General features: G+C 33.4%; 12 protein-coding genes and 1 pseudogene. 3 read left to right on the forward strand and 10 right to left on the reverse strand.

Translation table 11 applies throughout. The annotated features are described in order from the left end of the window. Nucleotides 1–84: 84 nt before the first annotated feature. The gene (locus ACNQF6_RS13860) at nt 85–1,125 is read right to left on the reverse strand and encodes an agmatine deiminase family protein (RefSeq protein WP_417966504.1); all 1,041 of its coding nucleotides are present in this window, start codon (nt 1,123–1,125) and stop codon (nt 85–87) included. 185 nt (nt 1,126–1,310) lie between these two features. On the opposite strand from ACNQF6_RS13860, the gene ACNQF6_RS13865 reads away from it, so the two are divergent. Beyond that, nucleotides 1,311–2,837, forward strand: coding sequence for a choice-of-anchor I family protein (locus tag ACNQF6_RS13865; RefSeq protein ID WP_417966505.1), 1,527 nt, complete (start codon nt 1,311–1,313; stop codon nt 2,835–2,837). An 81-nt stretch (nt 2,838–2,918) separates the two neighbouring features. On the opposite strand, the gene ACNQF6_RS13870 is transcribed toward ACNQF6_RS13865, so the two are convergent. Beyond that, the gene (locus ACNQF6_RS13870) at nt 2,919–3,806 is read right to left on the reverse strand and encodes a carbon-nitrogen hydrolase (protein ID WP_039110633.1); all 888 of its coding nucleotides are present in this window, start codon (nt 3,804–3,806) and stop codon (nt 2,919–2,921) included. Nucleotides 3,807–4,114: 308 nt separating this feature from the next. On the opposite strand from ACNQF6_RS13870, the gene ACNQF6_RS13875 reads away from it, so the two are divergent. Then, entirely contained in the window at nt 4,115–4,348 is a 234-nt protein-coding gene (locus ACNQF6_RS13875) for a hypothetical protein (RefSeq protein WP_417966506.1), read from the forward strand. A gap of 74 nt (nt 4,349–4,422) precedes the next feature. Here ACNQF6_RS13875 and ACNQF6_RS13880 read toward each other — a convergent pair whose 3' ends face one another. The 4 genes from ACNQF6_RS13880 to ACNQF6_RS13895 form a co-directional block, all read right to left on the reverse strand. Next, on the reverse strand, nt 4,423–4,827 hold the full coding sequence (locus ACNQF6_RS13880; RefSeq protein WP_417966507.1) for a putative quinol monooxygenase: 405 nt from the start codon (nt 4,825–4,827) through the stop codon (nt 4,423–4,425). Between the two features lie 106 nt (nt 4,828–4,933). Continuing rightward, nucleotides 4,934–6,007 carry a serine hydrolase domain-containing protein gene (locus ACNQF6_RS13885; protein ID WP_417966508.1) on the reverse strand — a complete coding sequence of 358 codons (1,074 nt, stop codon included), beginning with the start codon at nt 6,005–6,007 and terminating at the stop codon, nt 4,934–4,936. Nucleotides 6,008–6,143: 136 nt separating this feature from the next. Then, nucleotides 6,144–6,878, reverse strand: a complete 735-nt coding sequence (locus tag ACNQF6_RS13890) for a DUF3667 domain-containing protein (protein WP_417966509.1) — start codon at nt 6,876–6,878, stop codon at nt 6,144–6,146. Between the two features lies 1 nt (nt 6,879). After that, nucleotides 6,880–7,140: a hypothetical protein gene (locus ACNQF6_RS13895; protein ID WP_417966510.1), complete on the reverse strand. Its 261-nt coding sequence runs from the start codon at nt 7,138–7,140 to the stop codon at nt 6,880–6,882. A gap of 356 nt (nt 7,141–7,496) precedes the next feature. Between ACNQF6_RS13895 and ACNQF6_RS13900 the strand changes: the two are divergent. After that, nucleotides 7,497–7,937 (forward strand): annotated as a pseudogene (locus tag ACNQF6_RS13900) (IS91 family transposase); the annotation flags it as partial. Nucleotides 7,938–8,187: 250 nt separating this feature from the next. Here ACNQF6_RS13900 and ACNQF6_RS13905 read toward each other — a convergent pair. The 4 genes from ACNQF6_RS13905 to ACNQF6_RS13920 form a co-directional block, all read right to left on the reverse strand. Next, nucleotides 8,188–9,099, reverse strand: coding sequence for a helix-turn-helix domain-containing protein (locus ACNQF6_RS13905; RefSeq protein WP_417966511.1), 912 nt, complete (start codon nt 9,097–9,099; stop codon nt 8,188–8,190). Between the two features lie 34 nt (nt 9,100–9,133). Further along, a complete protein-coding gene (locus ACNQF6_RS13910; protein WP_417966512.1) occupies nt 9,134–9,526 on the reverse strand; it encodes a nuclear transport factor 2 family protein in 393 nt (130 codons plus the stop codon). A gap of 87 nt (nt 9,527–9,613) precedes the next feature. Further along, the gene (locus tag ACNQF6_RS13915) at nt 9,614–10,057 is read right to left on the reverse strand and encodes a DUF4440 domain-containing protein (RefSeq protein ID WP_417966513.1); all 444 of its coding nucleotides are present in this window, start codon (nt 10,055–10,057) and stop codon (nt 9,614–9,616) included. Nucleotides 10,058–10,079: 22 nt separating this feature from the next. Beyond that, nucleotides 10,080–11,060 (reverse strand): aldo/keto reductase, encoded by a 981-nt coding sequence (locus ACNQF6_RS13920; protein WP_417966514.1) that lies wholly within the window; start codon nt 11,058–11,060, stop codon nt 10,080–10,082. Nucleotides 11,061–11,444: the final 384 nt, after the last annotated feature.

The raw sequence follows: 11,444 nt of genomic DNA on the forward strand, positions 1-11,444 counted from the left end.
TTTTGGTTTTGATAAAATAAAAAAGACTTGTAGCCTTAATTGCTACAAGTCTTTTTTTATTTACTCTATTTTTCTATTCTAAATTTACTCTGGAATTTGCTGACTTAGGCAATGTAATGTTCCAAAACCCCAAATAAAATCAGTAGCACTAATCCCGATGATTTCTCTGTCAGGAAAACATTCTGCAAGGATGTTCAACGCTTTTCGGTCATTACTGTCGTTAAAAGTAGGGACCAAAACACAATTGTTTAAAATCAAGAAATTGGCATAACTCGCTGGCAATCGCAAGCCGTCAAATTCCAAGCGTTTTGGCATTGGTAGAACTACAATTACTGGAGATTTACTATTTTCCAGTTTGGCATTTTGCAAGCGCTTTAAATTGTCTTGCAATGGTTTGTAGTTATTATCCGTTGGGTCTGTTTCTACAATAGTCACAATCGTATCTTCGTTTACAAATCGGCATAAATCATCAATATGTCCGTGTGTATCGTCACCTTCAATTCCATCGCCTAACCAAATCACATTCGTAATTCCAAGGTATTCCTTGAAAACCGCTTCGTAATCCGCTTTGGTGAAATTTGGATTCCGAACCTGAATATCAGGATGCATCAAACATTCTTCTGAAGTCAATAAAGTACCGCGTCCATTGGTGTCAATGGCACCACCTTCTACAATTACCGGTTTTCCTTTGTACATGACCTGAGTCACAGGAATATTTAGAAATTCGCCCACTTTCGCAGGAACAAACTTGTCCAACTGAATGTTTTTATATTTTGCCCAACCATTAAAATTAAAGTTTAACGCTTCTCTTTCGGTTCCGTTTTTAACGATTATCGGACCTGAATCACGCATCCAACTTCTATTGGTTTTATGAATGATGTAGGAAACATTTGTTAGCGTAACATGTGCTGTTTCTAGCATCATATTAACTTTATCTTTTTGGTTATCATCGGCAACTACTAAAAAGACTTGTTCGAAAGTAGCCACTTTTTTAATGAACTCCACAAAAGCCCATTGAACTGCTTCGTATTTCCCTGGCCAATCCTTACCGTTGTGAGGAAAACACAGTAAAATCCCTTGTTGTTTTTCCCATTCGGCAGGAAATTTTCTATTATTTGTAGTCATACAGCGTTTCTAATTTTAAAGACTGCAAATATAAACATTCAGTAGGATTTTAAAATAGTTAGCAACCATTCATTTTTGCCAACTCATAAATTTATAAGAATAGTTTTGGTAATGATTATATAATATTGAGTTAATTCTAGTCGGGTTTCAGCTAGTTATTTTTGAAAAAAATTAAAAATACAGTTATGAAAAAATATGGTATTACACTACTCGCGGCAATTATAGTTTTGTCAAGTTGCGAAAATGACTCGAACAAGGAGGAATCTCCTGAGTTGGTTGTAAATGAAAATGCAGCAACTTTCAAAGAAATTGGTTCGATAACTATTGGAGGCGCCGGAGCTGCTGAAATAAGTGCTTATGATGAAGTTTCTAAAAAATTATTTACTGTAAACAATAGTAATACGAATAGGATTGATGTTATTGATTTGTCTAATCCATCCAGTCCGGTTTTTCTAACAAGTATCGATTTAACACCGTTTAATGGAGCTTCAAACAGTGTTGCTACCTATAATGGAAAGCTAGCAGTAGCTTTAGAAGCAAAACCAAACAAGCAAGATGCTGGAAAAGTGGTCGTTTTTGATACTGCGAATTACAGTGTCATCAAAGAAATTACAGTTGGTGCTTTACCGGACATGATTACATTTTCTCCTGACGGGAATTTCATCATGACTGCTAATGAAGGAGAACCAAATGATACGTATTCGATAGATCCGGACGGTTCTGTATCTATTATTGCCGTTAATGCTAATTATGCGGTAACGACTTTAAATTTCGGAAGTTTTAGCACTCAATTGAGTACACTGAAAACTAAAGGATTCAGAATTGCAAGTCCAACAAATAATTTTGCCTCTGATATAGAACCGGAATACATCACGATTTCTGCTGATTCAAAAACGGCTTGGGTGACTTTACAGGAAAATAACGGAGTGGCTAAAATTGATTTGGCTACTAAAACAATCACGAATGTATTTCCTTTAGGCTACAAAGATTACAATCTTGCCGAAAATGCTATCGATATCAGTGATAAAGATGGTGGCGTTTTGGCTACTACATGGAAACTAAAAGGAATGTTTCAACCGGATGCTATAACTAATTTTGAAATCAATAAAACCCCTTATTTTGTCACTGCAAATGAAGGAGATGCCAGAGAATATTCTGCTTTTGTAGATGTAAAAAGAATCAGCAGTTCGTCTGTTATTTTGGATCCAATTGTATTTCCTAATGCTGCATCTTTAAAAGCAGAAGCTAGCATGGGAAGATTGAATATCAATACTAAAATGGGTGATACGGACGGCGATGGTGATTTTGATGAATTAGTTTCTTTTGGAGCCCGTTCTTTCTCAATTTGGAATGGAAACACAGGAGAAATAGTATTCGACAGTAAAAATGAATTGGACAAGAAAGCACAAGAATTTGGTGTTTATGATGATGCCAGAAGTGATGATAAATCAGTAGAACCAGAATCAGTTGTGGTTACTAAAATGGGCGATAAAACGATTCTTTTTGTTGGATTGGAAAGAGTGGATGCTGTTATGGTGTATGATGTTTCGAATCCTGCTGCTCCAAAATTTTTACAGACTTTTAAAACGGGTGATGCGCCTGAAGGTTTACTTTTTATTCCAGCTTCGAAAAGTCCGACTAAAAGAAGTTTAGTGGTGGTAAGTAGCGAAGGCGATGGTGTCGTTAAAATATTCCAACCGGATTTGAATTAGATTTAGAAGTTTATTTAAAATATAAATCCCTGCTTAGAATTATTTCTCTCAGCAGGGATTTTTTTTGTTATATAAGATGATTTAGTCGATTGCTCTTTTTGTTATATCACCAAAAGCGTCTATTCTTCTGTCTCTAAAAAATGGCCAGTTCTGACGCACATTTTCTTGTAAGTCTAAATCCACTTCAGCAATAAGGATTTCCTCTTTGTCGTGTGAGGCTTGCGCCAAAATTTCGCCTTGTGGTCCCGCTATAAACGAAGATCCCCAAAACTGAATTCCCGCCGTATCAGGCAAGTATTGTTCTAAACCTATTCTATTTGCTGCTGCAACATAAACACCATTTGCAACTGCGTGGCCTTTCATAACACTCATCCAAGCACCATGTTGGTTTTCACCGTATTGCTCTTTTTCTTGTGGATGCCAACCAATGGCTGTTGGGTAAAACAACACTTCAGCACCTTGTAAAGCCGTCAAACGTGCTGCTTCTGGATACCATTGATCCCAACAGATTAAAGTTCCTACTTTTCCTTTTTTGGTTGGAATTGTTTTGAAACCTAAATCACCAGGCGTGAAATAGAATTTTTCATAAAAATGAGGATCGTCCGGAATATGCATTTTGCGATACAATCCTGCCTCTGAACCGTCTGTATCAATTATATACGCACTATTGTGGTAAATTCCTGCCATTCTTTTTTCGAAGAAAGGAACAATAATCACCACGCCTAACTCTTTTGCCAAAGCGCTAAAAGCAATAAACGAAGTACTATACAATGGTTCTGCCAAAGCAAAATTATCTACATCTTCGCTCTGACAAAAATAATGACTGCTGTATAATTCCGGCAACGAAATAACTTCGGCACCAAGGTTGGCGGCATCACGAACCCAACTGATACATTTTTTCAAATTGTTTTCGGCAATATCATTAAGATTCAATTGAATGACCGCTATTTTGTATTTCTTGTTTGGCATGACTAAAATTTTAGATTACAAAAATAGTGAATTTTATAAACAGTAGAAAATAGGGGTAACGTGTTTTTTAGGTTTTAAATAATCTTTGGACCTATTATGTTTTAAGAACTTCAATGAAGTATGTAGGAGTTATCTAAGAGGATAGATAATTGCCAATACTAGCAATACTTTGTGCTGGAGAAAAATTAATATAAAATTAGCATTAACAAAACAAGAGGTTTTATTTCTTATAAACTTTTATAGCTGATAAAACGGGTTAAGTTTTACTACAATACAAGTAGTTTAGTATTCGTTAAATTTTCACCATTATGACAGAAGAATTCACAATCATCGATAAAGAAGATATCGCTCTTCTTAAAATTCCGACAACAGATGTTCTTAACGATGTTGACGAAATAAAAACCAGAATAAGTGATATCAATAGGGCTTTATTATTGGGAAATTTAGAACATTCAAAAATTAAAATTTTCTTTGAAGATGATGAATCCAAAAAAATAGTAGATACTACCGTTTGGGGTGTTACAGACAAAATGCGATGTTAAAACAAGGAGTGATGATTCCAATTCAAAGAATATACAAGTTGTTTTAGTGTATATTCTTTAATTATTTGGGAAGGTCATTTTTTCATCTTATTAGCCGAGCCAATTAGAGTTACATCTACAAGTTCCAAAGATTTAACCATATCTTTAACAGTCTCCTTATATTTCTTAAAATGAGTTGTTTCTATATGAGATTTGTATGCCGTTGTATCAGCATATATTTCAAGTATTGTGATGTGTGATGGTTCGGTTTTGTCAGCAACGGCGTAATACGTTAACACTCCCGGTTCAAGACGAACTGCAGTAGTCATTTGTTCTTTTAACGCAATATTATACTTGTCCAATTGCAACGGATCAACTTTAATTTTTGCCAATCTAACCATTTGAATTTTTTCCTGAGCCAGAGTATTTGTGCTAAAGGAAAGTATAAATAAAGTGACTATAACAGTCAGTAATTTATGGGTTGGTTTAAATATTTTCATATCTATTGTGTTGAAGTTTACATTATAATAGTCTAGAATCCTTTTTGATATTTGTCAATAAGTTGCTTGCTTATGTTCGTTCATGAGCGCACTTTTGACATTAGTGTTATTTATTTTCTGTTAGGTATAAATTTGCTATTTCTTCGATGAAATTTTCTGGACGAGAACCTACTAAATTTGTCAAAATCACTACTGAAACATTATCTTTTGGATAAATGTATAAAGCATTTCTATTACCACCGAGCGAAGCAATTACAGGGTTTTTGACTCTTGAAGAGGAATAAAAACCAATCGAACTTTGATTCAGAAAACCGTCTTCTTGATATATTTCTCCATTTTCTAATCGAATTGGAGTCCAAAGCGTATTTAGATTTTCAGCATTAATTAATTGATTACTTTGTAATGCGATTATCCATTGCGCCATTTCAGTTGCCGTTGAATAGATTCCACCGGCTGGAAACAAATTTGAAGGTATTGGTTGATACACATTGGTTAGAACATTATTTCTAAAATAAGAATACGGCTTTGCGGAGTGCTTAATTATGTTGTAAAAATCGCCTATCCCAGCTTTGATAGAATTCTTCATTCCCGCTTTTTTATACTGGTTTTCTGTAATGAATTTTTCAAATGTCTGTCCACTTATTTTTTCAATTAGCATTCCAAGCAGCAGGTAATTCGCTTGACTGTCTCTGAATTCTTTACCAGGTTTAAAAATAAGCGGCAATTCTTTTATTTTTTGGAATAAAGTTTCACTATTTTCAGACAACATATTTCCCTGTGAATCCCAAATTTCAGGAAGCCCTGATTGATGAGTTACTATTTGTTTTACGGTAATATTTTGCCAATTTTTAGGCAGCTTATCCAAATATTTTGAAATAGGTTCGTCAAGATTTAATGTACCATTTTCGACTAATTGCATAATCGCAACACCTGTAAATGCCTTAGTAATGGAATTAATGCTAAAAACAGTCTGGCTATCAACCGCAATTGAATCTTCAATAGATGATAATCCGTAATGACTTGTTTTAACAATTGCATTATCTTTAATTATGGCTAATTGCAAACCAACAATTCTATTTTTTTGCATCAAGTCTTTAATTGCATTATCCACTTTGTCAGCTTGAGAATAGGTAGAATTACAAACAGTAAAATAGGCAAGGAGTAGCATTATTTTTTTCATATATTATTCTGTTTTTTTGGTTGGTTTTAAATAGTCTGCAGATATTTGTTATTTGAATTTTCTCATGAACACTCCTAAGTCGGTAAAATTTGGAGAGTTAACGTCTTTCATAAATATGCGGTTAGTAGAAGTTTCTTTACTTATTTGTAATTATATCATAGGCTAATCCAATTCCAAAAGTTACAATTTGGAAAGTAATAAAACCGAAAGAATAAGTAAAAATTCCTTTGATATAATTTTTTATTTTCTTTTCGTAAGATTGACCAATTGCCCAACCCATATATAAAAATGCTATTATTAGCACAATACTTTCGTTGATAATAAAGGTTTTTATTGAAAACCAATTCAATATAGGTTCTAATGAAAAAATAAGCATTCCCATACCCATTACGAAGCAGATCAAGACAAATGTTTCATAAAAATTGTATTTGTACTTTCTGAATAACAACATAGACCATAAAGTAATAGGTAGAATCATTATTAGATTGGCATAGCCATAATTTTCTTGTATCCAATTCATTATGTTATTTATACTTGAGTCTCCATATATTTTTTTAGACAATTCAGAATAGGGGTTTTCTGTTTTGAAATAATGAGAAATCAAGGTGTAAATTATTGATGAAATAATAAGAAAAGTTACAGGTTTAGTTACTTTTTGCCTGTTTTTATTTATGTATTCTTGAATTGTTATTCCAGATTTAATTAGCAATTCTTTACAAGAAAATAAAAAACCTTTCTCAATACCTATTAAGTTTAAAAGTTCCTGAAATGCATAACTTTTGTCAATTCTTTTTAATTCTTGATTATGTCCACAATTTTCACAAAATTTTTCTATCACTGGATTTCCGCAGTTTAAACAAGCTTTAGTCATTTTACCTTATTTTTCTATAGTTTATTTCATTTTTTAGTTCTTTTTCGAATTCGCTTTTTTTCTTTCCACTATTCACTAAAATAGGCACAAAAAACAAAGGGAAAAAAGTAAAAAATGAAAATCCATTTTTCACAGCACCATAAGCAAAAACTCCTAAAAGTAAACCTATAAGCGTAGCATTAATTATTTTATTTGTTTTCAATTTCTTCAGTTCTTGAAGTAATTCTAGGTTATTTAACTCTCTTAATTTTATTTGTTCCATTTGTTAAATTTCTTATCATCGTTTATTTTGAGGGGTTCTGAGAAAAATTTCTGCCAACGTCAGTTCGTCTAAAAACCTTTACGCGAACTTCATTTGTTTAATCAGTGAGTAAATATATGTGATTTAAACTACAATTAAAATTCTTTCGTTTAAAAGTCGCTTTACGATTAGTAAAAAAAAACAGTCCATAAAAAGCTTCAAAAAACGTTCTTAGAGTCCCAAAATACAACGCCAATACTTTTAGATACTGTTTTAGTAGTTTCTGGTGAATCAAGTTAAAAATCCGGTGCAGATTATTGGCCGAGAAGATTAAACCAACATCAGCTGAAGCGTGTTTGATTGCTTTCTTAGTCATTTTTGGAAGTACAAAGTCGGTGGTGGAATATCTAGGACGTTACACTCATAAAATCGCCATTAGCAACAACAGAATTGAAAGTATTGATGCTCAAAATGTGACTTTTGATTACAAAGATTACCGAGTAGCAGGTGCAAAAAAGAAGATGACACTGACGCATCAGGAATTTATTAGGAGATTTTCGTTGCATATTTTGCCCAAACGTTTTGTAAAAATACGACATTATGGTTTTTTGAGCAGTAACTGGAAACGGCAAAAGCTAAAGCTTTTGCAGGAAAAACTCAAGGTAAAAGTTTTGGAAAAAGCAGAGAAAAAGCCTTTTTTGCCTAAATGTACGTGTTGCAAAACAGGTAATCTGCATCGAATAGCAGTTTTTGACCAGCGTGGTCCGCCTGCATGGTATCTTGGCGGTAGCCAAAACTCCTTTCTCTGTAAAAGCTAAATTATGGGTAAGGGCACGTGTGCCTAATCCCGAAACTTCGGCAAAGGAAAACACGTAAAAACCATCTTGATATTACCGCACAAAAAAAGAGGCTCACTTGCCTCTTGAAATTCTCTCTCTAAACTTTACGATAACTCCATAAGTGTTGACGGTATGTAATCGGTTCCGTTCAACATAGGTTTCATTGTTCGTGCTGCGCACGCAACGAAACCTTATCTGTTTTAGCGGTAGTGTATTTTTCTTCCGTTGTTCAGTTAAAGGATTGTCTAAATTCCAAAGGCGAAACGTTGGTTTTGTTTTTGAACAGTTTATTAAATGACTGTGGAAATTCAAAGCCTAATTGATAGGCAATTTCACTAACTGATAGATTTGTGGTTGAGAGTAATTCTTTGGCTTTCTCTATTAGTTTTTCGTGAATGTGTTGTTGTGCTGTTTGCCCTGTAATATTTTTTAGCAAGTCACTTAAATAGGTTGTAGTTATGTTTAATTGATTTGCCAAATACTGAACCGTGGGTAATTCGGTAAGTTCGTTATTAAAAGAATCTGTCAATAGGTTGTCAACTTGCGATAAAGTGTCGTTGCTGATGTTCTTTCGGGTAAGAAATTGTCGATTGTAATATCGGTCAATATGTTTTAGTAACAACTCAATATTGGCAATTATTACTTCTTGACTATATTGGTCAATATTGTTTTGATATTCCTGCTCAATAGACTTGAAAAGATTTAAAATTATTTTTTCTTCTCTGTCTGATAGAAACAATGCTTTATTGTTCGTGTATGAGAAAAAACCATACGTTTTAATCGTCTTTGCTAATGGAAACCCATAAATGAAGTCAGGATGAATAAGTAATTTGAAACCTGTCAATTTTATAGCTTCCACTTTTTCGATGGCAATAACTTGTTTTGGGGCTGTTAAAGTCATAATACCTTCATCGAAATCATAAACGGTTTGACCGTATTTGATTTTACCTGTTTCTCCTTTTTTGATAGAAACAGAATACATATCGTTTACAAAATGCTTCCAAACATTACTCAACATAAAATCGACCTCTTCAAAATTTATTACGCTAATTAATGGATGTAATGGTTTTGGTAGTCCAAATAAACGATGAAATTCCGCAATAGATCTTATTTCCGCAATTTCGTTTTTATGTAGATTCATATAAATTATATTTAGAATGCTAATTTACATTTATTTAGAAAGTAGTCGCTACTGATTTTAGTATAATCCATTCTCCATTTCGTTTTTCTAATTCCATTTTTTGTTGCAAACGCCAAGTATTTCTTGAACCCCAAATTTGGGCATCTAACAGGTTTTGACCTACAAATGTAGCATCATCTCCATCAATTTTGACAAAAGTCTTCACTTCTTTATAGGAATAATATTTCATTCGTTCAGTATCAATTTCTGCAAACCACTCTGCTTTTGACTGAACATAGCCCGTAATATGGGTAAGCGTAAAATCTATATCAACAATTTTATTCATTTCGGCTGTATTTGCTTCAATCATCAATTGAGTGAGTTGACGGCTTTTTTCTAAAATTCGGCTTTCTTCTTCTTTATTTTCACTTACTTCCATTTCTTGCATTTTAGTGTTTTTTGATTGTGAACAGGCTATCTCTAAATTAGAGAATATCAAAATTATAAAACATATAAAGTTCATTTTCATACGGTTCTATTTTTCTAAGACAGTGGCGTGCATTGCTAATATTTTCCAAGGTTTCTTAGCGTTTGGTCTTGTAAATACTTCAATGTATGAAAGTAGCAATGTTATTTTATTGCCTGAAATGGTTACTGTAAATCTTCCTTTTCCTACAACCGTTGCCGTATTATTGACCACTGTGGCTGTTTGTTCTGTTATATCAATACTATTGTGTTCAAAATTCCCACTTCTTAATAATGTAATGTATTGGGTCTTATTTTGGCTACTCCCATCGCCACCAACAACTACAAATTTTTCATCAAAAATATTTTCAAGTAAATCAATTTTGTTTTCTACCTCCCATTTAAAAATGGTTGAGGATAGCGTTAATATTTCGATTTCGGATTTTGATTGTGCCATTGCTTTGATATTTACCAAAAAGGTAATTAGAAGAATGATTTTAATTTTATGTTTCATTATTTAATAATTTATGGGTGAATTAGTCTATTTCTGACCAATCTAAAATTTCTTTATTCAATCTGTCGCCTTGAATTTCAATTTTTGAAAGATTGAGTTCAATTTCATTCAAGTCGCTTTCTGTGATAATTACATCAACCGCTTTGATATTGTCATCCAAATATTCTATTTTATCCATTCCTGGAATAGGCACAATAAATGGTTTTTGAGCCAACAACCAAGCCAAAGCGATTTGTACAGTGGTCGTTCCTTTTCTTTTTGCTATAGCATTTAGCATTTCTACCAAAGGCATATTTGCTGTCATTGCTTCTTTTGTAAATCGTGGAAAATTTGCTCTCAAATCTGTAGTTGCATCAAATGTAGTGTCAATACTAATTTTTCCTGTCAGAAATCCTGCTCCCAATGGTCCCCAAGGGACAAAGCCAATGCCTAATTCTTGACAAAGTGGTAATACTTTTGCTTCTGGTTCTCTTGTCCAAATAGAATATTGATTTTGAACAGCAGAAACATTCTGCACTGCATTTGCTCTTCGTATCGTATCAGCGTTAGCTTCTGAAAGTCCAAAGTATTTTACTTTTCCTTCCGCAATCAAATCTTTTACAGTACCTGCCACGTCTTCGATTGGGACATTTGGGTCAACTCGATGTTGATACAATAAATCAATATAATCTGTTTGTAATCTTTTAAGTGAAGCCTCAACTACTTTACGAATATGAGCTGGTTGGCTGTTCAAACCTGTGTCCGAAATCATTCCAAATTTTGTAGCAATAATGGCGTTTTTACGAAATGGTTTTATTGCTTCGCCAACCAATTCTTCATTAGTGAACGGGCCATAAGCTTCGGCTGTATCAAAAAATGTTATACCTTTTTCAAAGGCATTTCGAATTACATTTATCCCTACACTTGACTCAACCGCTTTTCCTGTACCAAAACTCAAATTCATTGCTCCCATTCCTATTTCAGAAACTTCTAATCCGCAACTACCCAATTTTCTTTTTTGCATTGTCAATTTTTTAATTTTTATGTGATGTTGCAAAGGTCAAATAATTTATTTGTGGGAAAGTGTCCAAAATAGGGGAAGTTGTATCCAAAAATTATTTAGGAATTTTGCTCCTAGTTCGTTGAAGTTAGTGATGTCGTTGGTTGCATTACCGCCAACGTCAGTCTGAGAAAAAACCTCCGTTTTATTACAAACAAATATAACAAAATACTTGTGTAAAAAGAAGATTATTCTTATTTTTAAGAATGCAACACATCACAGGTATTTCCTGTCAACAAATGCGTTTTTCAAGTTTAGAAGACACTATAAGTCCCGATAATCAAGTACGTTTTATTGATGCCTTTGTCGAGTCTATAGACCTCTCTAAGCTCGATTTTGCTATAAAAA

Source organism: Flavobacterium pasteuri, assembly GCF_048286615.1.
Taxonomy (GTDB): domain Bacteria; phylum Bacteroidota; class Bacteroidia; order Flavobacteriales; family Flavobacteriaceae; genus Flavobacterium.

Excerpts from the sequence above, each read along its gene's own strand:
- ACNQF6_RS13885 (WP_417966508.1), bottom strand. The coding sequence starts at position 6,007 with ATGAAAAAAATAATGCTACTCCTTGCCTATTTTACTGTTTGTAATTCT.
- ACNQF6_RS13865 (WP_417966505.1), top strand. The coding sequence starts at position 1,311 with ATGAAAAAATATGGTATTACACTACTCGCGGCAATTATAGTTTTGTCA.
- ACNQF6_RS13875 (WP_417966506.1), top strand. The coding sequence starts at position 4,115 with ATGACAGAAGAATTCACAATCATCGATAAAGAAGATATCGCTCTTCTT.
- ACNQF6_RS13910 (WP_417966512.1), bottom strand. The coding sequence starts at position 9,526 with ATGCAAGAAATGGAAGTAAGTGAAAATAAAGAAGAAGAAAGCCGAATT.
- ACNQF6_RS13905 (WP_417966511.1), bottom strand. The coding sequence starts at position 9,099 with ATGAATCTACATAAAAACGAAATTGCGGAAATAAGATCTATTGCGGAA.
- ACNQF6_RS13860 (WP_417966504.1), bottom strand. The coding sequence starts at position 1,125 with ATGACTACAAATAATAGAAAATTTCCTGCCGAATGGGAAAAACAACAA.
- ACNQF6_RS13895 (WP_417966510.1), bottom strand. The coding sequence starts at position 7,140 with ATGGAACAAATAAAATTAAGAGAGTTAAATAACCTAGAATTACTTCAA.
- ACNQF6_RS13890 (WP_417966509.1), bottom strand. The coding sequence starts at position 6,878 with ATGACTAAAGCTTGTTTAAACTGCGGAAATCCAGTGATAGAAAAATTT.
- ACNQF6_RS13870 (WP_039110633.1), bottom strand. The coding sequence starts at position 3,806 with ATGCCAAACAAGAAATACAAAATAGCGGTCATTCAATTGAATCTTAAT.
- ACNQF6_RS13880 (WP_417966507.1), bottom strand. The coding sequence starts at position 4,827 with ATGAAAATATTTAAACCAACCCATAAATTACTGACTGTTATAGTCACT.
- ACNQF6_RS13920 (WP_417966514.1), bottom strand. The coding sequence starts at position 11,060 with ATGCAAAAAAGAAAATTGGGTAGTTGCGGATTAGAAGTTTCTGAAATA.
- ACNQF6_RS13915 (WP_417966513.1), bottom strand. The coding sequence starts at position 10,057 with ATGAAACATAAAATTAAAATCATTCTTCTAATTACCTTTTTGGTAAAT.